This window comes from Microcoleus sp. LAD1_D5, assembly GCF_036702115.1.
Classification (GTDB): Bacteria; Cyanobacteriota; Cyanobacteriia; order Cyanobacteriales; family Microcoleaceae; genus Microcoleus.
In genome coordinates this window covers 19,708-40,402 of sequence record NZ_JAUBSA010000047.1, presented here as the reverse complement: position 1 = coordinate 40,402, position 20,695 = coordinate 19,708, and the positions used below count along the sequence as shown (strand labels likewise).

Annotated in this window: 19 protein-coding genes; 13 read left to right on the top strand and 6 right to left on the bottom strand. The window is 47.5% G+C overall.

Annotation, left to right across the window (positions count from 1 at the left end):
• Nucleotides 1–124 precede the first annotated feature (124 nt).
• The 11 genes from QUA70_RS18980 (at nt 125) to QUA70_RS18930 (ending at nt 11,168) form a co-directional block, all read left to right on the top strand.
• Nucleotides 125–931, top strand: coding sequence for a hypothetical protein (locus QUA70_RS18980; RefSeq protein ID WP_333333580.1), 807 nt, complete (start codon nt 125–127; stop codon nt 929–931).
• Nucleotides 932–2,461 carry a glucose-6-phosphate dehydrogenase gene (zwf, locus tag QUA70_RS18975; protein WP_333333582.1) on the top strand — a complete coding sequence of 510 codons (1,530 nt, stop codon included), beginning with the start codon at nt 932–934 and terminating at the stop codon, nt 2,459–2,461. It abuts the gene before it with no gap.
• 122 nt (nt 2,462–2,583) lie between these two features.
• The gene (opcA, locus tag QUA70_RS18970; protein ID WP_333333584.1) at nt 2,584–3,948 is read left to right on the top strand and encodes a glucose-6-phosphate dehydrogenase assembly protein OpcA; all 1,365 of its coding nucleotides are present in this window, start codon (nt 2,584–2,586) and stop codon (nt 3,946–3,948) included.
• 311 nt (nt 3,949–4,259) lie between these two features.
• Entirely contained in the window at nt 4,260–5,864 is a 1,605-nt protein-coding gene (locus QUA70_RS18965; RefSeq protein ID WP_333349208.1) for a cobyrinate a,c-diamide synthase, read from the top strand.
• Nucleotides 5,865–5,961: 97 nt separating this feature from the next.
• Nucleotides 5,962–6,453, top strand: a complete 492-nt coding sequence (locus tag QUA70_RS18960; protein ID WP_333349210.1) for an ureidoglycolate lyase — start codon at nt 5,962–5,964, stop codon at nt 6,451–6,453.
• 211 nt (nt 6,454–6,664) lie between these two features.
• Complete coding sequence (gene codA, locus QUA70_RS18955; RefSeq protein WP_333349212.1) at nt 6,665–7,933, top strand: cytosine deaminase; 1,269 nt, start codon at nt 6,665–6,667, stop codon at nt 7,931–7,933.
• 23 nt (nt 7,934–7,956) lie between these two features.
• The gene (locus tag QUA70_RS18950; protein WP_333349213.1) at nt 7,957–8,268 is read left to right on the top strand and encodes a hypothetical protein; all 312 of its coding nucleotides are present in this window, start codon (nt 7,957–7,959) and stop codon (nt 8,266–8,268) included.
• 11 nt (nt 8,269–8,279) lie between these two features.
• Nucleotides 8,280–8,732 carry a hypothetical protein gene (locus QUA70_RS18945; RefSeq protein ID WP_333349215.1) on the top strand — a complete coding sequence of 151 codons (453 nt, stop codon included), beginning with the start codon at nt 8,280–8,282 and terminating at the stop codon, nt 8,730–8,732.
• Nucleotides 8,733–8,881: 149 nt separating this feature from the next.
• A complete protein-coding gene (locus QUA70_RS18940; protein ID WP_333410543.1) occupies nt 8,882–9,385 on the top strand; it encodes a KGK domain-containing protein in 504 nt (167 codons plus the stop codon).
• A gap of 118 nt (nt 9,386–9,503) precedes the next feature.
• On the top strand, nt 9,504–9,680 hold the full coding sequence (locus tag QUA70_RS18935; protein ID WP_333044277.1) for a DUF4089 domain-containing protein: 177 nt from the start codon (nt 9,504–9,506) through the stop codon (nt 9,678–9,680).
• A 24-nt stretch (nt 9,681–9,704) separates the two neighbouring features.
• On the top strand, nt 9,705–11,168 hold the full coding sequence (locus QUA70_RS18930; RefSeq protein WP_333349219.1) for an AtzE family amidohydrolase: 1,464 nt from the start codon (nt 9,705–9,707) through the stop codon (nt 11,166–11,168).
• 11 nt (nt 11,169–11,179) lie between these two features.
• Here QUA70_RS18930 and rpsU read toward each other — a convergent pair whose 3' ends face one another.
• Together rpsU and prfB are read right to left on the bottom strand one after the other, a co-directional pair.
• Nucleotides 11,180–11,374, bottom strand: a complete 195-nt coding sequence (rpsU, locus tag QUA70_RS18925) for a 30S ribosomal protein S21 (protein WP_333044279.1) — start codon at nt 11,372–11,374, stop codon at nt 11,180–11,182.
• Nucleotides 11,375–11,546: 172 nt separating this feature from the next.
• A protein-coding gene (prfB, locus tag QUA70_RS18920; protein ID WP_333349221.1) for a peptide chain release factor 2 occupies nt 11,547–12,681 on the bottom strand; the annotation gives its coding sequence in 2 pieces (ribosomal slippage) (nt 11,547–12,608 and nt 12,610–12,681; 1,134 coding nt in all).
• A 200-nt stretch (nt 12,682–12,881) separates the two neighbouring features.
• Between prfB and QUA70_RS18915 the strand changes: the two genes are divergently transcribed.
• Nucleotides 12,882–13,607, top strand: a complete 726-nt coding sequence (locus QUA70_RS18915) for a Uma2 family endonuclease (protein WP_333333604.1) — start codon at nt 12,882–12,884, stop codon at nt 13,605–13,607.
• An 81-nt stretch (nt 13,608–13,688) separates the two neighbouring features.
• Here the strand turns inward: QUA70_RS18915 and QUA70_RS18910 are convergent, their stop codons facing one another.
• Both QUA70_RS18910 and QUA70_RS18905 read right to left on the bottom strand, forming a co-directional pair.
• On the bottom strand, nt 13,689–15,272 hold the full coding sequence (locus QUA70_RS18910; RefSeq protein WP_333349224.1) for a tetratricopeptide repeat protein: 1,584 nt from the start codon (nt 15,270–15,272) through the stop codon (nt 13,689–13,691).
• 244 nt (nt 15,273–15,516) lie between these two features.
• Nucleotides 15,517–16,245: a Bax inhibitor-1 family protein gene (locus QUA70_RS18905; RefSeq protein WP_333333608.1), complete on the bottom strand. Its 729-nt coding sequence runs from the start codon at nt 16,243–16,245 to the stop codon at nt 15,517–15,519.
• A gap of 553 nt (nt 16,246–16,798) precedes the next feature.
• Here QUA70_RS18905 and QUA70_RS18900 point away from each other — a divergent pair.
• Nucleotides 16,799–17,128: a PEP-CTERM sorting domain-containing protein gene (locus QUA70_RS18900; RefSeq protein WP_333333610.1), complete on the top strand. Its 330-nt coding sequence runs from the start codon at nt 16,799–16,801 to the stop codon at nt 17,126–17,128.
• Nucleotides 17,129–17,193: 65 nt separating this feature from the next.
• Here the strand turns inward: QUA70_RS18900 and bchD are convergent, their stop codons facing one another.
• Entirely contained in the window at nt 17,194–19,296 is a 2,103-nt protein-coding gene (gene bchD / locus QUA70_RS18895; RefSeq protein WP_333349226.1) for a magnesium chelatase ATPase subunit D, read from the bottom strand.
• A gap of 34 nt (nt 19,297–19,330) precedes the next feature.
• On the bottom strand, nt 19,331–20,614 hold the full coding sequence (locus QUA70_RS18890) for a HAMP domain-containing sensor histidine kinase (protein ID WP_333349228.1): 1,284 nt from the start codon (nt 20,612–20,614) through the stop codon (nt 19,331–19,333).
• Between the last annotated feature and the right edge of the window lie 81 nt (nt 20,615–20,695).

The window sequence follows — 20,695 nt, the reverse complement described above, 5'->3', positions numbered from 1 at the left end:
TCTAGGAAAAATGTGCGCAATTGCGCACATTTTTCCTAGAAAAAAAAATCTAGTCCGTCCTCTAGCACGACTCTCGCCAGAACTCCAACTCCAATTCTCCATCTCCCACCGCTGAGGAATTGCTATGCAAAGTACCAATACCCTACTAGAGAGCGAGTATGCAACCGGCCAACTTGATGTCGCCGAACGGGCGAGGCTTCAAGAACTGGAATTGATCGTAGAACAAGGACTTCAGACTTTTTACGAAGTCGGCAAAGCCCTTAACGGAATTCTGGTACAGAAACTGTACCGGGAAACCCACAAGACCTTTGAGGGTTATTGCTTAGAAAAGTGGAACATAGCCAGACGGACAGCCTATCAATTTATTGAGGCAGCCCTCGTGATGGAAAATTTGTGCGCAATTGCGCACATTTTGCCTAGAAAGGAAAATCAAGTTCGTCCTTTGACCAAACTCTCCCCAGAATTACAAATCCAAATCTGGCAAGAAGCAGTAGAGTCATCACCCAACGGCATTCCAACTGGTGCAGCCGTTAAGCGCTTGGTTGAGGAGCGATTTCCTTCAGACGGAAGCGGGAGAACTCATAAAGATAGTGCTTCAGAATTGGAGAAATTGCGATCGGACAATCAGCGCCTTAGAGAGCAAATCCGAGAGCAAAACAGAGAAAGGGATCGCCGTAGTGCTGCTGTGGCGTTGGAGTTGGAGCAACTGCGAGCCGAAAACAGGCAGTTGAAAGCTGAACTGCTACAGCGCGATAAAGATTGGGAAGTGCGACTGGCTGCTGAGAGGATAAAAATCCGGGAGGAAATCAGAGCGGAAGTCAAAGCAGAGTATGAAGGGCAAATTAACTCTCTCACCCAGCAACTAGCAGAAATGACCGCAAACTATCATGGTGTCTTGGCACGGTTAACAGCACTAGAAAAAGGAAAGTAAATGGTAACGCTACTTGAAAATCCACTGCGGGTCGGTTTGCGAAAAGAACGAGTGCCGGAACCACAAATTCTGGTAATCTTCGGAGCTTCTGGGGATCTTACCCAGCGCAAACTGGTACCTGCAATTTATCAGATGAAGCGCGATCGACGCTTGCCACCGGAAACCACCGTGGTGGGAGTAGCCCGTCGCCCTTGGAGTCACGATTACTTCCGAGAGCAAATGCGCGAAGGCATTGAAGAATTTGGCGGCGGTATTGGCAATGAAGATTTTTGGCAAGATTTCGCTAAAGGTTTGTACTACTGTCCGGGCGACATAGATAACCCCGAAAGCTATCAAAAACTCAAAGATTTCTTAGCGGAACTCGACGAAGAAAGGAGAACTCGCGGCAATCACATATTTTATCTATCAGTTTCCCCGAACTTTTTCCCAGAAGCAATTAGGCAACTGGGCGCGGCTCAAATGCTGGTCGATCCAGTAAAACACCGCTTGGTAATTGAAAAACCCTTCGGCCGCGACTTGAGTTCGGCAAAAGCTCTCAACCGAGTCGTGCAGAAGGTTTGCCAAGAACAGCAAGTTTACCGGATCGACCACTATTTGGGTAAAGAAACTGTTCAGAATTTAATGGTGTTCCGGTTTGCTAACGCGATTTTTGAACCGCTGTGGAATCGGCAATTTGTCGATCACGTACAAATTACAGTTGCAGAAACAGTAGGCGTAGAAGACCGGGCGGGTTACTACGAATCCTCTGGGGCGTTGCGGGATATGCTGCAAAACCACTTGATGCAGATTTTCTGTCTGACGGCGATGGAACCGCCGAACTCGCTCGACGCTGACAGCATCCGCACCGAAAAGATGAAAGTTCTGCAAGCAACTCGCTTGGCAGATTTGAATAACTTGGAGTTCTCAGCGATTCGGGGTCAATATTCCGCCGGTTGGATGAAGGGCAAACAGGTGCCAGGATATCACGAAGAACCGGGGGTTGCTCCCAACTCGACAACGCCGACTTTTGTGGCGATGAAGTTTATGATTGACAACTGGCGTTGGCAGGGAGTGCCTTTCTACCTGCGAACCGGCAAGCGGTTGCCGAAAAAAGTTAGCGAAATTGCGATTCAGTTCCGCGAAGTTCCGCTGTTAATTTTTCAGTCTGCCGCCCAACAAACTACTCCTAACGTTTTGACCATGCGGGTGCATCCGAACGAGGGGATTTCGCTGAGGTTTGAGGCGAAAATGCCGGGGCCGGATTTGCGGACGCGGACGGTGGATATGGATTTCAGTTACGGTTCTTCCTTTGGGGTGACATCTTCGGATGCTTACGATCGACTGTTAATTGACTGTATGCTGGGCGACCAAACTTTGTTTACCCGTTCTGATGAAGTGGAAGAAGCTTGGCGGGTGGTAACGCCGGCGCTGATGGCTTGGGAATCGTCCAACGAACAGGAGTTGGTTCCTAAATACGAAGCGGGTACTTGGGAACCGGCGGAAGCAGAACTGCTAATTAACAGAGACGGTCGCAAGTGGCGCAGACTTTAAGAGTCATTAGTCCGCAGTCTTTAGTTTATTGGTCAGGATTAGTCATTATTGATTAGCTAAAAACCAATGACTAAGAACCAATGACTAATGACTAATAACAAATAACAAAGGAGAAAAGATTTATGACGATGACACCGATGAAAGCTCCGCCTCTGGTTTCGCTACAAAGTCCTAAAGATGTGTCGATCGACCAAATAGAGGCCGAATTGAGTCAAATTTGGGAAAGTTACAGAGAATCGGGGTCGAAAGGGGATTTTCCGATCGCAAGTAGGGCAACAACTTTTACTTTTGTAGTCTACGAACCGGAAGAAACTCAGCGTTTATTAGCGGATCTGGGCTTTTACGACGGGCCGGTGGACGGTATTACCGGGCCCATGACGGCATCTAGCATCAGGGCGGCTCAAAAAGCTTACGGACTGCCGAGAACTGGCAAACCTAACGCTGAATTGCTGGCGACTTTGCGGGAAGAAGTGGCTCGCAAAAATTCAAATGGCGAGGAGATGGGATCGAGTGGTTTGGGTTCTGGGGGTTCGGGCGTGGCTGACGCGATTGTCGCTGCCAATCCCTGCCGGATTATTGCTCTGTGCCCGACGGCGGGGGAAGATACGGGCGTACAGGCTCAAGTCGCTGCTTATTGTCCGGTTCACAAGCGCACCACTGGCAATCTGATCTGCTGCGAGTATATTACGCTACGGGGTACGGAAGCTGCTTTGGAACGGGTGAGCGGCATCGTGACGGCGTTGACTATCCCAAATTTGCCGACGCTGCTGTGGTGGAAAGCGAATCCTGATGCCGATCGAGGTTTGTTCCAGCGGCTGGCGGCAATTAGCAGTTCTGTGATTGTTGACTCTAGCAGCTTTGCCGAGTGTGAAGCGGAATTGCTGTTGATGCAAAGTCTGATCGAGGAGGGAATTCCGATCGCGGATCTGAATTGGCGCCGACTGGCCGCGTGGCAGGAGTTGGCTGCTGAGGCTTTTGACGCCCCGGAACGTCGGGCTGCGATTCGGGAAATCGATCGGGTGACGATCGATTACGAACAGGACAATTCTACGCAAGCGCTGATGTATTTGGGTTGGCTGGCGAGCCGGCTTCAGTGGCGTCCGGTTGCTTTCAAACAAGAGGAGGGCGATTACCACATCAAGCGAATTAAATTCGCGGGGCCGGACGAACGGGTTGTCGAAGCTGAGTTGGCTGCTATTCCTACTGCTGATTCGGGCGATATCGCGGGCGATTTGATTGCTCTGCGTTTGAATTCTACCAACGAAAAGGCTGACTGCGGTACGGTTCTGTGTTCGGAAGCCGGTGGCTGTATGCGGATGGAAACGAAGGGTGGCGCTCAAACCGATCGGTTTAACCAGGTGAGTCCTCTGTTCGATCAGGTAACGGAACACTTGCTGGGTCAGCACTTGCAGAGTTGGGGCCGAGATGTGCTTTACGAAGAAAGTTTGGCAGTGACGGCTCAAATGCTGAAGTTGGCTAAGCGGTAAAGAGAAGTTCGGCAACGGATTGTGTAGCGGATGTAACGGATGTAACGGATGGATGGAATCAGGAGAAAGGAGAAAGGAATAAGTAAGACGGATTGAGTTAGCATTCAGTGGGGCAGGCAATGTCTGCCCTACTTTTTTAGGAGTTATGAATTTTCAGTTAGGAATTTTGAATTAATAATGTTCTTTAACTCAAAAGTTTAAATTACTTCCAAAAAACCACGAAATTACCGCTATTCTTCTCATTCTTCCTTCGCGCCCTTCGCGTCTTCGCGGTTCGTTAAATATGTATTTTTTGTAACTAATCTAGAACTATGACTTTAGTAATTGCTGGCGAACGCAGCGGGGCGGGAAAGACTACTGTAACGATCGCCCTTTTAGCTTTTTTAATCCGTCGCGGCTTGAATGTTCAATCTTTTAAGGTTGGTCCCGATTACATTGACCCCATGTTTCATGCTTTTGTTACTGGTCGCCCCTGTCGGAATTTAGACCCGGTATTAACCTCTGAATCTTATGTAAATAAGTGTTTTTATCGTCATATTCAAGATGTCGATTATGCCTTAGTTGAAGGGGTAATGGGGCTATTTGATGGGGTTTCTCGGAAGAAGGAAGAAGAAAGTTCGGCAACGGATTTCGTAACGGATGTAACGGATACAAGTTCGGCAACGGTTGTACGAGATGTAAAGGATGTAACAGATTTAACGGATTTAAGGAAGCCAGAAGGAAAACAACACTATTCTATTTCCTTTGCTTCTACCGCTCATGTTGCTTATTTGCTGAATTTGCCGGTATTGTTTGTGATAGATTGCAGCCGACTCTCGGGTTCTGTGGCTGCGATCGCCCACGGTTTTCGTTCTTTTAACCCTGACCTTAAATTCGCTGGTTTGGTGCTGAATCGGGTGGCGAGCGATCGACATTTGGAGTTGCTTCAAGATGCTCTCAAACCGCTCAATTTACCGATTTTAGGCGTTTTGCGTAGGGATGAGGCTGTTACTATTCCCGATCGACATTTGGGGCTGATTCCTGCTGAGGAGTTGCCGAATCTTCATGCTGCGATCGATAAGTTAGCGGATTTGGCTGCTGTTAGTTTTGACTGGGAGCAACTTTTGCCTTTGTTGGCTGCAACTCGAAATGAGGGGGGTGAGGGGTCAGAGCAACTTTCGGGTAGGCACAGTGTCCCTTCCGTTATTGTAACTAAAAAAGATGATGTTGTCAACTGTTTGGGAAAACAATTTGGAGTGAGGATTGCAGTTGCGCGCGATCGGGCTTTTAATTTTTACTATCAGGACAATCTTGATTTGTTGGAAGATTTGGGTGCGGAGTTGGTATTTTGGAGTCCGCTTGATGATGCTGTTTTTCCTGACAATGTGCAAGGGTTATATTTTGGTGGCGGTTTTCCCGAAGTGTTTGCTCAAAAATTGAGCGGTAATGTTTTAATTCGGGATGCGGTAAGAAGTGCTATTTTTTTGGGAATGCCGACTTATGCGGAGTGCGGCGGTTTAATGTACTTGTGTGATTCTATTGTAGACTTCGATGGCAATTCTTGGCCAGGGGTGGGAGTGTTGGAAACTGCTGCTGCGATGGGAAAGCGTTTGACGCTGGGATACCGAGAAGCTGTGGCGGTGAGGGATAGTTTGGTGTTAACTGCTCTTGATGAGGTTTGGGGACATGAGTTTCATCGATCGCATTTAATTGTGGAACCGAGTAATCCAGTTTATCACAGTTGGAGGTATGGGAAGCGGGGGGAAGTTGAGGCGGTTGCTGAAGGTTGGGGAGTTTGTCAAGTGCACGCTTCTTACTTGCATTTGCATTGGGGTGCTCGGCCTGATATTCCGGCTCGTTTTTTGCAGCAGTGTGCTGATTTTTATTGTAAGGGTGTTTTGGGCGATCGAGAAAGTGAACTAGATTTTTTTATTTAATTAACCGCAGAGGACACAGAGGGCACAGAGAAGAGATGAGAGAGGATTTACTGTATTAGAATGTTCCTAACGGATCAAGCTAGGAATGTTGGGCTTTATGAGCGAATCAATTTCGACTAAGCAGTTATCCGCACAATGGGTGACACCGGAGAATTTTCGGAGTTACGGTCAAGTTATCTGGGCGGCTGTTGATGGCAAGTCTTTCGATGCTGAGGATGCTCAGTTAAATTTGCAAAATGGTATTCCTAGATTTTACATCATGCGACTGCACCAGAAAGGTCGCAAGTTTGGCAAAATTACGAGGCATATTCAATGTACTCAGTGTTTGGGTTCTTTGGAGGGGAAGGATTGGTTGATGGCGGTTGCGCCTCCTGGGGATAGCTATAAACCGAGTTTAGAGGATATGGCTGCTTTTCGGATTCCGGGCAATTGTTTTATTAAGTTAGATGTGGGTACTTGGCACGCGGGGCCGTATTTTGATGCGGATTTTGTTGATTTTTACAATCTGGAGTTGAGCAATACTAATGTGGTTGACCATTTTACCTTTGATTTGGTGAAAAATCACAATCTGGAGTTTGAGATTGTCTGATATTGGCGATTTGTAGTTGCGCTTTATTCGGGGTGATTAGGGTTATAGGTTGGTTTTTTTAGTAAGATTTTTTAACCGCAAAGGGCGCAGAGGACGCAGAGGAAGAGAAAAATGGGGTTCGCAAGTGATTGGCGAATTCTTGTGGTCTCACTAGGCTGAATCGCAACTAGGAAGGATAAAGTTTACAAGTGTTAAAATAAGTGCAATTGTCATGCCTGAGCAAAAGTATAGCATTGTTCTGCGCGAATGTCGTTTGTTGGGTGCGATCGACGATCGCCCAACGGTAGATATTGCTATTGAGAATGAGCAAATAGTCGCCGTTTCGCCTCGGATATCAGCAGTTGGCGAACACGAAATCGACATTCAAGGCAAATTAGTTAGTCCTCCTTTTGTGGAGTCGCACATTCATCTCGATTCGGCTTTAACGGCGGGGGAACCGCGATGGAATCAAAGCGGCACTTTGTTCGAGGGAATTCAAATTTGGGGGGAACGAAAGCAAGGTTTAACTCTGGATGATGTCAAAAAACGGGCTGTTGAAACTTTAAGGCTGCAAGCGTCTCAAGGGATTTTGTTTGTCAGGAGTCACGCTGATGTTAGCGAACCGACGCTGACTGCTTTGCAAGGACTTTTGGAAGTTCGAGAACAAGTCAAAGATTGGATGACTCTGCAAGTTGTGGCTTTTCCCCAAGACGGGATTTACGGAAGTCCAGAAAATGAGAAACTTTTAGAGAAATCTCTGGATATGGGTGCGGATGCTGTGGGCGGGATTCCGCATTATGAGTTGACGCGGGAAGATGGGGTGAAGTCGGTTGAGCGAATTTTTGAACTTGCTGAAAAATACAATAGATTAATAGATGTTCACTGCGATGAAATCGATGATGAGCAGTCGAGATTTTTGGAGGTGGTAGCAGCTTGTGCGATTAGAAGCGGGGCGGGTTCGCGGGTGACAGCTAGTCACACGACGGCTTTCGGTTCTTATAACAATGCTTATGCTTTTAAGCTGATGGGAAGTTTGGCAAAATCGCGAATTAATTTCATCGCGAATCCTTTAATTAATATCACTCTGCAAGGCCGCGCTGATACTTATCCCAAACGCCGTGGGGTGACGCGAGTTAAGGAGTTGTGGCTGCAGGGATTGAATGTGAGTTTTGGTCACGACTGCGTGCAAGATCCTTGGTATAGTTTAGGTACGGGAAATATGTTGGATGTCGCTCATATGGCGGTTCATGTTTGTCAGATGACGGGAATGGCTGAGATTGCAGCTTGTTTTAATATGGTCACTATCAATGGTGCTAAAACTCTCTATCTGGGAGATGAGAATTATGGGATAGAGGCGGGGAAACCTGCAAATTTGATTGTGTTGGATGCTGATGATTGTTATGATGCAATTAGAAGGCGCGCTGCAGTTCGGTATGTGATTTCGCGGGGAAAGTTGCTGGCGGAAACTTCACCTGCTAAAATTAATTTTTATGGTATTTGACAAACAATATTTGAAGCTGTTAAATGGTGAATCAAGGTGCTATTCCCGATGAGAGTCCGAGAAATTTGCAGGAGCAACTTCTGTTGCAAGATGCTAAAGCTAGCGTGGGCAAGCGAATTCAAGGCAGTGCAGATAAGCCGTTGGGAGATGCTCCCAGATTGGTTGCTAATTACGGAGGGAAAGTCGGTGATGGGGTTAAAATGGTTAGTGCCCAAACCGCAGTAATTGAGGGAGCAGTTGTTGAACTACATTGGTTCAGAAATAACGAGACTGCCAAAACTGTTGAGTTCAAATTCAAACGTACATATCTTAAAGCTGCACTAAAAAATCTGTAGTTATAAAAAACATGAAAATTCGCTGTATTGCCAATACAGGTAATGCTCTCCCTGAAAGTTACCTCAAGCCTGAGTTCTATTTTACGAAAGAAGTGGAATTCCCCCTAACGCTTGGCAAGGAATATGTTGTCTACGCTCTTTACCAATCGCAGGGTAATGTTTGGTACTATATCTGTGACGATAACTACACCTATTATCCCATGCAGAATCCTGCACCGCTGTTTGAGGTGGTTGATAGTAGAGTTTCTAAGTATTGGCGGTTTGAACTAGCACCGAATGGGCGGCTAGAGATGGCGTTTGAGCAGTGGTTTACTGACCCTTATTTTTATGATAAGCTGACGGATCAGGAAGAGGCGGAGGTTGAGATTTTTGAGAAGGTTAAGGAATTACTGGATGCTGAGGATTTTACTTTGCCTCCCCTGGATGTTGCCGTTGATAAGTTGCGGGAAACTGTCAGTGTTTGAGTTAAAGACAAACATCGAAGCGGAGTGAGTTCATAAAATCTGCTAAGCAAGCAGACATAAAAAAGGTAAAGATAGTTGTATTCGTAGGTGGAGATGGCCACGAGAACATTTGTAACTCCTGCTTCTACACGCCTGATATTTAAAGCTCCATGACAGCATCAAATTTTATGAATGATAAATTTAAACCACTAGACCGCGATGATGATGTTTTGTTGTTCGATAACAATAATACATTTACAGTAGCGAAATTCAAGGAGGTAGTTAGTAAAGAATTTACGGAAATTTTTTTAAATATTTATCCCTGGAAAGTTAGGGGTGGTACTTCGGAAGAACGTGCTGATATAAAATCCGACATAAATAAAATTTCCTTCGATTCCGAACGTTATATGTGGAACAATGAAATTCACTGGGAAGGTAAAGGAGTAAGCTGTAAACTTCTCAAAGTAGGTTTTGGAGGGTGGCAGGAAGGAACAGTAAGAGTGCAGGCAAGAATAGTAAATTCATATTATGAAAATTACGATGCTCAAAAGTATAAGAAAGCTGTTATAGATATATGTATAGAGTTCTGTCCCGATCAACCAACTGAACCTATATCGCCTCTAGATGATATCAGACAATCCGAGGAATACAAAAAACTGAGCGATAATAAATGACAGCCCGATCGCGATTACAATACAATAATCATCGCACCTATATCTGAACCTTAGATTTTCAACCGCAGATGAGGGCAGATGTACGCGGATAAACGCTGATGTTGTTTGGGATGGACTAATGACAAATATAGAAGAATATGTCGATCGCACGGCCGAACTGATAAACTTACCCTTAGACCCTGAACATCGGCCCGGTGTTGTGGTAAACTTCGAGAGGATAGCTGCGATCGCCCGACTCGTTACTGAATTCCCTTTACCTCAAGAAGTAGAAGTCGCGCCGGTGTTTGAACCTTAGATTTTTAACCGCAGATGAGGGCCGATGAACGCAGATGAACGCAGATGTTTTTTAGATAAGGCTGATGCGGTTGCTACGGCAGCGGCTGTTAAATGTGGTAAGGTTACGGCTACAGATGCGGTAAGTGCTGCTTTGGAACGGATTGCTGTTAAGGATAAAGCTTTTAATTGCTTTACTGCAATCACTGCATCCAGCGCACTCGCAGCAGCCGAAAATATAGATAATTCGATCGCAAATAACCAAAACCCAGGCCCTTTAGCAGGCGTTCCCTTCGCAGCCAAAAACCTGTTCGACATCGGCGGAATTACTACTCTAGCAGGGTCAAAAATCAACGCTGACCATCCTCCGGCTACCCAGGACGCGGCCGTGGTCGCCCGACTAAAACAAGCCGGGGCTGTTCTCGTGGGTACTCTCAACATGGACGAGTACGCCTACGGTTTCGTGACGGAAAACAGCCACTACGGCCCGACTCGCAATCCCCGCGATACTACGCGCATCGCTGGCGGTTCCAGCGGCGGTTCTGCTGCAGCAGTCGCCGCCGGTTTTGTACCCATCACCCTTGGTTCTGATACTAACGGTTCCATCCGCGTACCGGCTGCTTTGTGCGGTGTCTTTGGGTTTAAGCCTACTTACGGCCGTTTGTCCAGGGCTGGCGCTTATTTATTTTCGGGTAGTTTGGATTGTGTGGGGCCGTTTGGGCGATCGATCAGAGATATGGCGCTGCTGTACGATATCCTGCAAGGCCCTGATTCTCGTGACCCAGTTTGCACTCAACGCCCGCCAGAACTTTGTTCGCCGCAGTTAAATCAAGGCATCGAAGGATTGCGAATTGCTGTTGCTGACGGGTATTTCGCCACAGGGACCGAACCGGAAGCAATGGATGCTGTAGAAATAGTTGCTAAAGCCTTGACAAATGTCTTGGATTGTGGTAACAGCACAGATAAAACAACAAACCCCCCAAAAATAGGGGGGCTTGCGACTGTCAGCATACCGGAATCCGATCGCGCCAGGGCTGCGGCATTTATCATTACCGCTTGCGAGGGGGGAAACTTGCATTTAGACAATTTGCGATCGCGCCCTCAAGACTTCGATCCCGCCACGCGCGATCGCTTTTTAGCGGGAACCCTGATCCCTGCAACTTGGTACTTGCAAGCCCAGAGATTCAGACAGTGGTACCGCGATCAAATTCGCGAAATATTCCAACACACAGACATCATCCTCGCACCCGCAACCCCGATAGCTGCCCCTGAAATTGGCGTCGAGAAAATGGTAATAGCCGGACAAGAAATCTTAGTGCGTCCCAATCTCGGACTGTTCACCCAACCCCTATCATTTATTGGCTTGCCCGTTCTTTGCGTGCCCGTACAGCGACCCGGCGCTTTGCCCTTGGGGGTACAAATTATTGGTGCTCCCTACAGCGAAGCGGTGATTCTCCGAGTCGCTGCGGTACTAGAATCGCAAGGCATTATATCTGCCGAATCAATTTAGTGCTAATAATTCTAGGGTTTGTTAGTGCGGTGAAAGCGTCTCTTAGTCCTTCTGGCAATAGCTTTGCGCTTCTGCTTTTCCAAGGGGGTTTCAAAGTGGCGGTGCTTTCTCATGTCGGGGAAAATACCCGCTTTGGAAACTTGTCGCTTAAACCGTCGTAGGGCTGACTCAATCCCTTCATTTTCGCCTATTACAACTTGGGTCATTATTTCTCCTTTTGTTCGTTAGATCAAGTTTTATCATATCAAGGTTTTTGACCGCGCGACCTATTGGAGGTCGGGCGATCGACCAAAACCTCAAAATTATAGCAAATCCGCTGCCATTACTGCTCTTGATTCTTTAGTCTGCACAGGCAGACTTTGTATGTCAAGGCGCCAATTATATTCGGGCGGTTGAATCAGTTTGGGCTATCAACTGATTTTCCTGCCGCAGGTAAGCTTGAATAAACGGGTCTAATTCGCCGTTCATTACATCTGCGATGGCGGTTGTTTCCACCCCAGTCCGCAAATCCTTGACCATTTGGTATGGGTGAAAAACATAATTGCGAATTTGGTTGCCCCAAGCCGCCTCCACCATGTCGCCGCGAATCTCGGCAATTTCCGAAGCCCGCTGTTCCTTAGCAATCACCAACAGCCTAGCCTTGAGTAATGCCAGAGCTTTTTCCTTATTTTGCAACTGACTGCGTTCCTCTGTACAGCGGACGGCCAAACCAGTAGGAAGGTGAACGATGCGGACTGCGGTTTCTACCTTGTTAACATTTTGCCCGCCCTTGCCGCCAGCGCGGGAAGTCGTGATTTCCAAATCTTTTTCTGGAATGTCCAACTTGACGGATCGATCGAGAACTGGCATCACTTCGACGCCGGCAAAACTGGTTTGACGCTTGTCGTTAGCATTAAAAGGCGAAATTCTGACCAAACGGTGAGTGCCTTTTTCCGACCTCATATAACCGTAAGCGTAGCGGCCGACAATTTCCAAAGAAGCCGATTTAACACCTGCTTCCTCTCCCTCGGAAATTTCCATTAAATGTACTTTGTAACCTTGACTTTCCCCCCAGCGGGTGTACATCCGCAGCAGCATTTCGGCCCAATCTTGAGCATCTGTGCCGCCGGCCCCGGCGTTAATTGTCAACACGGCGCCGCCTTCATCGTAAGGCCCCGATAGTAATTGTTGCAGTTCCCACTGGTCGAGTTCGCGGGTTAACTGAGAAAGACTCGATGAGGCTTCTTGGAACAGGGACTCATCGGCTTCTAACTCCAGCAGTTCTAAAATAGCTCTAGCGTCTTCCAAGCTAGTTTGCCAGCCGCGGTATTGGTCTAAATGAGATTTGAAGTCATTAAGTTCTTGGAGGGTTTCTTGAGCTCGATCTTGGTCGTCCCAAAATGCTGGTTGGGCGCAGATTTGCTCTAAGTCTTGAATTTTTGCTGTGAGTGCGGGGATGTCAAAGATAGTCCTGGGTTGTACCCAGTCGATCGGACAAAGTTTCGATATTGTGTTTGATGTCTAGAACTTCCACTGTGAGTTCTCCTAGTTTTGGGGTGTATTTTTGAGTTTAGCTGAAATTGGGATTTTTCAACAAAATGTTATTGCTTCTTCCTGATTAGATATAGTGCGAACCCGTTGAATTAAAAACTTTACCGCATTAAAAATTCAAAATTCAAAAAAAGTTGCTATAGTCTAAAATCAGGTTAACGCTCTCGATGGGAGTTAACTGCCATGATTTCCCCAGAACTAAAATTCAGCTTGCCGTCCACCGAAGACCTGCCCTGTTCGGACGATACCCCTGTGGATAACGAAGACCAGAATCTGCTGCCGAACCTATTGTTGTTTGTCCTGACCAGCATTTGGTCGGCTCGCATGGATTGGTACTTTGGGGTGGATATGGCGGTGTATCACACCACAGGAATCAGTCCCAAAGTGCCTGTCGTCCCCGACGGGTTTCTCAGTTTGGGGGTGGAGCGCCGAAAAGGGGGCAAATCTCGCCGCAGCTATGCTGTCTGGGAAGAAAACGAGGTTGTGCCGATCGTAGCATTGGAAATGGTGTCTCACAAACCCGGCGGAGAATACGACGATAAAATGTCGATTTATGCCGGGTTAGGGGTTTTGTACTACATTATTTACAACCCCGAATTTTGGCGGCGCGATCGGCATCAACCGTTTGAAGCCTACAAGCTGATTGACGGGCAGTATCGCCAGCAGATTGGCGAGCCCTATTGGATGCCAGAAGTGGGACTGGGCATGGGGCGATCTGGGCAAGTTATTGGGGGCATCGAGCAAGAAATTCTGGTTTGGTACGACGAGTCGGGAAATGTCTATCCCCTGCCGGATGTAGCGGCGGGGCAGATGCGCGAGGAGTTGAGGGTAGAACGACAGCGAGCCGAACGCCTAGCTGAGTATTTGCGATCGCAAGGGCTCGATCCCGATAACCTGCCTGAATCGTGACATGAAATTCGATCGCTTCACCACATTAAAACCAGGGTTCCCGATAGAATTAACAGCGTTATCCGTGTAGTGCCTTCCTTCTTATATATACTGCGAACCTGTTGAATTGAAAGTTTTACCGCATTCGTGAGCGCATACGTCCAACCTTTTAGAACAGGAAAAACTTTTTGTGAGGTCTTCGCGAAACCAATCTCTGGCGATCGCATCTTTCACAGATTGAGTTCTGAGAGAATTAAACCCCTTGCCGTACTTTTCAATTAAACCCAGCATTTGCGGTCTGTAAGTGTGGTTATAAACAGCGTATTTAGTATGGCTTACCCAACAGCAAGGCCAGAGTTCCGCTTCAAAACTGATGAAAATCTCTTTGGTGGCTTGAGTTTGACAGCTAATTTCTACATTACGGTAGTAATTATTTAGGCTACCAAATTTTTCTACAGCTTGGATAAATTGGTCTCCCTGTGGATTTTTATATTGTTCCAGTGATGGGGGTTGCAGTTCTTCGCTGGCTGGCTGTGATGGGATAGGCTGAGTTTGAGCGGGTGCTTGAGAGGTTTCGATAGCTATAGCTTGATACCAAGCATAATTGGCTTTTCCTGGTTGCCCCAACTGCGTCAAAACTTTAGCTAAATTGCGATAAGCTCCTGCAAAATTGGGTTTAAGCTCGATCGCCTTTTGGTAATAAGCACTAGCTGGTTGCCACTGTTGCTGTTGAGCATAAAGACTGCCGACATTAGCATAAACTTCGGGAAAATTAGGCTGAATTTTGAGGGCCTTGGCGTAACAATCTGCTGCTGCTTGCATCTTCCCCAAACCTTGAACAGCATTGCCTAAAGTTTTCCAGGCTGCTGCAAAATTAGGTTGAATTTTCAGGGCTTGTTGGCTGGCTGCGATCGCCTCTGACAGTTGCCCTTGTTTCAAACATTCCTCACCTTGTCGGTGGAACTGAAGCGCTGCCTGTTCTTGATGCTGAGGGGCTGACACATTAGCTGTTGCTGGTTGGTTTTGGCGATCGCTCTTGGCATCTACCTGAGAGTTTTCTGCTTTCTGAGGCTCTTGATTTGCTGACTCTTTATCATAAATCTCTTTCGCCACAAAACGAGAGGTAGCTTTCGGTACAAACTCGACAAATCCTATTTGTTGGGCTAAATCCCGCGCTGCTTCTACTTGGTGCTGGTTGTGTTCAAATATCAAGTAGTGCCATACAGCTTTTCCGCCAGCTTGGATAAAGGCATTAACCGACTGCATTATCCTGTCCCAGTTGGTATTTTGGCGGTAGATGCTGTTAGTATCTGCCAACCCGTCGATACTAAAAATTACGCGATCGTGTTCTCCTGTCATCGCCTTTGCCAGCGATTGCCACCAGTCGGGATTGCGTCCGCTACCGTTGGTGTACAGGCTGATATGAGGAACTCCCATGCGGTGCAAATACTCGATCGCCGGAATTGTGGTATTGCTAGTCATAGCATCGCCGTAGTTGCCGCACATATAAACCAAATCCAACTGAGAGCAAAACTCTTGGGGGAAAATTCTCTCAATATCCTCCATCTTTAATTCTGCCCCCGGCAAAATCGGGTTGTCGGTGCGGGGACACTGCGGGCAAGCTGCATTGCACCTGGAGGTAATTTCTACGCTGACTCTCCTGATATCTTCATATTTTAAGTACATGAGTTTTCCCCAATTAATTTTTTATGAATGTTCAAATCGCGATCGACACAATTAGATACCAAGAGTTTTGATTGAGTGATTAAAAATTAAAATTATACCTTATGTCTGTCGGCTGTGAACATGATATAAGTTTTTTGTATGAGGGACAAAGGAGGCGATGACGACTATGTTGATTCCAAATCTTAATTAAAAAACCGCGGCCGGATGTCGATCGAGCCGCGGTTTTTTTAAGCTAAAGTTTCAATTAATCGCGGCTGTTGATAGCAATCAACAGGCGCAGAATAAAGATGAACAAGTTGATGTAGGTCAAGTACATCGACAGAGCGGCGGGCAAATACTGGTCGTCGCGGTAGCTGCGGGGTAATATGTAAAAATCGACGATCGCAGCGCCGGCAAATATAAACACGCCGATGCCAGAAATGCCAATTTCCAACCATGTTGGGGTGTAGACGCCAAATAGAGAGAGCAGAAACTGACCGCCAACGACGACTAACAAAGCAATCACACCTAAACTGATAGTTTTGGTGAGGGCCATGCCGTCTTGTTCAGAAAGGTTGGAGCCAATTTGGCGGGCGGCGATAAAAGTAATGCCACATCCAAGTGCAGCAAAACCAATACCGGCGATGCCGACGCCTTCGCTTCTGAGGGCTAGAGACACCAATCCGCTGAGGGTGTAGCCTGTAAGCAAGCTGTAGGTTGCCAGCAGAGGCAAAGCGGTATTTTTGTTGTTTTGTTCGGCTGCGCCGCGGGCGACAAAGAACAGAATTAATTGTAGGACGATCGCGGCGATGAATGTGGGAAAGAAGATCGCGGGATAGTTGCGGATCACTCCCAGGCCACCGTAGGTGCCGACAGCAGTTAAGACAAGTCCGCCGCCGACGAAGGGGAGAGCGTTGGAGATGACGTTGGGGCCTACCAGCGCGTGGTTTTTGGCCTCGCGCACGGCTTCGCGGAAATTGCTAGTGTTACTCACGAGGATTTACCTAATTTTGGCTGAGAATTGCTATCTATCATTTTGACAGCTTTACACTGTGTTTGCAAAACCTGAAAGAGTTTAAAGATTTGATAAAGAACGGGGGTGAAATCACTCCAAAGCAGGGATCGATTGTTTATAATCGACTGCGTACAGGTCTGTGCCGTGTCGCTGTCTCCCACCGTTGCGCCTCGCGGCAAAGCTATAATTGAGTTTAAAGGGTCGGGGCTATATGTAGCCAGGGGCCAACTTAAAGTCCATCAAATCGCAGATATAGCTGAAGTCAATCAATTTTGGATGGGGGATTTACGATTGGGGATTAAGGAGTATATGCTAGAGGCAGGGGCCACAGTTGATTTTAGGTTTTTGATTTGCGACTTAGTTGAAACTAGGGATCAGAAACTTGAATAATATAAAATATAAAATATAAAATCTAAAATCTAAAATCTACAATCGGTTCCGTTAATTACTAAGGTAGCTCAGACAGAGGATGCCCATAAAATTAATGAATAGAGCGAGTTCGATCGACAAACTGCTAAATAGGTAATGTCCAATGCCCACCTTTTTTGAACGCAAATTATTGTCACCTACAGCCGGAATATTATTGGCTGCCGCCACCGTTATTTCCGGTAGTCAAGCTGCCGTTGCAGCTAATGTCCGAGCCGTTTCTACCGCTACTTCAGGGCAGGGTTCAGAACATTTGCTGCTGGCTGATAGTATCGGTCAACTCCCCCAACGTACAACTTCTTCAAGCCAGAACCGGGCAACGGTAAGCCGGGAGCCTCTGCCCGTAAGAATTCCTGAGCCTTCGGCGGTGATAGGGTTGGGTTTAGTTGCGGGTTCGCTGGCGGTGACTCGCCGGAGAGTGAGAGTTAAAAATTAGACTTTTGGCAAAAAAAAGTCTAATTTTTGGATTTTTAACCGCACATAAACGCGGATATCAGGATTTTAGCCGATCGCGTCGCGCAGAGCATTTTTAGTCATAGCTGCGATCGACTGTTCGGTAGCTTTCGGTAAGTGATAGTATTTCCCTCCAGAAGTCTTGGCCAATTCCTTCGCAAAGCCAGTCGAAATAAACTTGCTCTCGGTATCAATCACCAGCAACTGCATTCCCAACCCACGAATTTTGGCAGCAATTTCTAACAATTCCTGCTTAATATCAGGCTTTTCTCCATCTACAATCGGTTCGCCCAAAGAACGAGCCAAAGGAATATTCCCCCGCCCATCAGTAATGGCGACAATCGCCACTTGACCAATATCTCCAGACTGTCGCGCATTGACTCCCACCCGCACTGCTTGAGTCAATCCGTGGGCCAGGGGGGAACCGCCACCACAGGGCAAACGTTCCAAACGCTTGCGGGCCAAGGCTATCGAGCGAGTCGGCGGTAGCAGCACTTCTGCTTGTTCTCCGCGAAAGGGAATGAGAGCCACTTGGTCGCGGCTTTGATAAGCTTCTGTGAGTAGCTGCATGACTGCACCTTTGGCCGACTGCATCCGGTTGAGGGCCATCGAACCGGAGGCATCGACGACAAAGACAACTAAAGCTCCAGCTTTTCTGGCCAAGCGCTTCGCCCGAATATCTCCCTGTTCGACAAATACACGCTTCTCTCGATTTGTGATTGAGCCGGCGGTGGATTCCTGGTCTGAATTCCGGTCGCGGCGGGCTTTTTGGTAGGGTGCGGCGGCTCTGAGGGTAGCGTCAACGGCAATGCGGCGGACGGGGCCTTTGGGCAATACTGGCTTGACGTAACGGCCTCTATCTTCCGAGAAAATAGTGCTTCTGCTGCCCGATTTGCCTTGGCGGTTGGCGGCTTGGGCGAAGAAAAGCACGCTGGGGTCGAGAATTACGCCTTCGGGGTCGAAGAGAAATTCTTCGGGAATGGTATCTTTTTCTGGTTCTTCTTCAGGTTCCGGGTTGTCTTCATCCTCTTGGTCTTCTTCGTCTTCTTGCTCGTTTTCTGGTTCGTCTTGTTCTTGTTCTGACTGCTTTTGGGGTGGTGGTGGAGGGGGAGGAGGAGGAGAGTTTTCGTCTGGGGGAGTTTGGATGATGGTGGCGCGGGGTACGATGACTAATTCTACGGCGCGGCGCAGGTCTTCGGCGTTAACTTCTGTGCGTCCCTCGATGGCGGCGCAGGCTTTGGCGACGCGGACTGCGAATATTTCGGCGCGGTGTCCTTGAACGCCACCCCGGATGGCTTCTTCTACTAGGTAGGCAATTTGTTCGCGTTTAATGCTGACATCTTTGAGCCATTCTCTGGCTAGGATGATTTGGGTTTTGAGGTTGTCGGTGTCTTCGCTGTATTGATTGAGAAAGTCTTGGGGGGAGCTGGAGTAGGATAAAGCTTGTTCTACTGCATAGACTCTTTCTTCTAGTTCGAGTGCTGCGTCGGCTGAAAGTACGATCGCGATGCGATCGAGCAAATGTTCTCTGAGCGGCCCTTCTTCGGGGTTGTAGGTGGCGATGAATAGAGGTTTGCAGGGGTGTTGGAAGCTAATCCCTTCGCGTTCTATTTGGTTGCGCCCTTCGGTTAATACTGTTAGCAATTGGTTGGAAATGTTGTCATCGAGGAGGTTAATTTCGTCTACATAAAGTACGCCTCGATTTGCTTGGGCTAAGAGTCCGGGTTGAAATACGGTTTGGCCGAATTTTACTGATTGTTCGACATCGACTGAACCTAAGAGTCTGTCTTCGGTGACACCCAAAGGAATTTGAATGAAGGGTGTGGGAATTATTTCTGTCTTTGGGGAATTAGTATCGGTAGTGTTGGAATCTTGCCCGTTTTCTTCCAATAGAAAAGATGCCTTTTCTGCAAGAATATGAGTAGGTTCGGCGTTGCAAAAAGAGTCTTTAACAATTTCAATTGGTGGCAGTAGAGAGTGCAAGGCGCGGGCCATTACTGATTTTGCTGTCCCGCGGCGGCCTGCGATCGCAACTCCTCCCAATCCGGGATCGACTGCTGCTAACAGCAGGGCTAATTTGATTGCTTCTTGCCCGACTACGGCGGTGAGGGGAAAGGCTGTGGTGGAAGGGCTAAGGTTGGCTGCGGGCATAGGATTTTCGGATGTAAAAATTTGAACTTAATGTTTAGCTTACTTCTTGGAGAATTTTAACTTCTTGGGGTAGAATCACGGTAAAAGTTGAACCGACTCCTATTTCTGATACTACCTCGATTTTGCCTTGGAGCAGCGTGACGAGCCGCGATACTATTGCTAATCCCAGGCCGGTGCTTTCGGCAGGAAAGAGCTGTTTGCCGACTTCTCCGGCTTGAAAGAAGGGGTCAAAGATGCGGTTTGTATATTCGGGGGCGATGCCAATGCCGGTATCTGTAATTGCGATCGCCCAATTTCCTTCTCCAGCAGGGTGGCAACTTAATTCAATGCTACCAGCTTCTGTATAGCGAATGGCATTGCTCAGCAGGTTGATCAGAATTTGTTGCAGCCGCCCAAAGTCGGAGATTACTTGTGTTGGGCCGCAGTCGCTGGTAACAGCGAGCTTTAGTCCTTTAGCATCAGCAATTGGCTGCATCATTTCTACTACGGTGCTAATTACTGATTGTACATTAGTTCGCTGCAGGTGAAGTTTAATTTTTCCGGCATCGGCGCGAGAAAGTTCTAGTGTGTCATTAATCATGCGGAGCAACTGTCTGCCGTTACGCAATACTCGCTCGATGTGTTCGATGCCGGGGAGGGTATCTTTGACTTCAGGTTGCCATCTTTCTTTTCGCAGGAATAGTTCGGAATAACCAATAATTGAGTTGAGAGGAGTTTTGAGTTCGTGAGCCAAATGGTAGACGTTTTCTTGATTGGCGCTGACAAGGCGAGAGAGTTCTTGATTTGTGAGTTGTAACTGAGTTTGGATTTGTTGAAGTTCCAGCAGCCTCTGAGCAACGTAGCTATTGAAACACTGGGCAATTGCTTCGTCTAGTACGGCATCTATGAGCCGAAAAGCTCTGAATACCTCGGCGGTGGTTCCTGCTAGCAATTCTGCTTCTAAGTGGGAGAATATTACTTGACGCAATAAATGGTATTCGCGGGCTACTTCTGCGGCGTCGTAGCCTTGTTCGGCCCTGAGAAATCCGTGATCTAAACTGGCTTCAATTATTACTTTTATTTCGCTGCGTTGATATTGGGAAAGCACTGTGGCCATCGCCGCCAACAGGTGAGGTATGTGATTCTCGATTGCTGAGTGCGGTAGGGCCTCAGCAGTTTCAATTTTCCGATCCTGACGAACTGCTTCAATCCAATTTTGGACGATAATATCGGTTTTGTCGGCGAGCACTTGGCTGTAGTCCATGATGTCTGCGTAGGGGGTGAGTTTGGCAGAGATTGCCCATGCTTCATTGTAGTTTAGTGATCGCCAGATCGCCATACCAAACTTCGGGCGATCGCGACCCTGCCAAAAGAAGTAGTTTTGAGGTTATTTTTTCCCTATGCCGGATCTCTCTCTAGG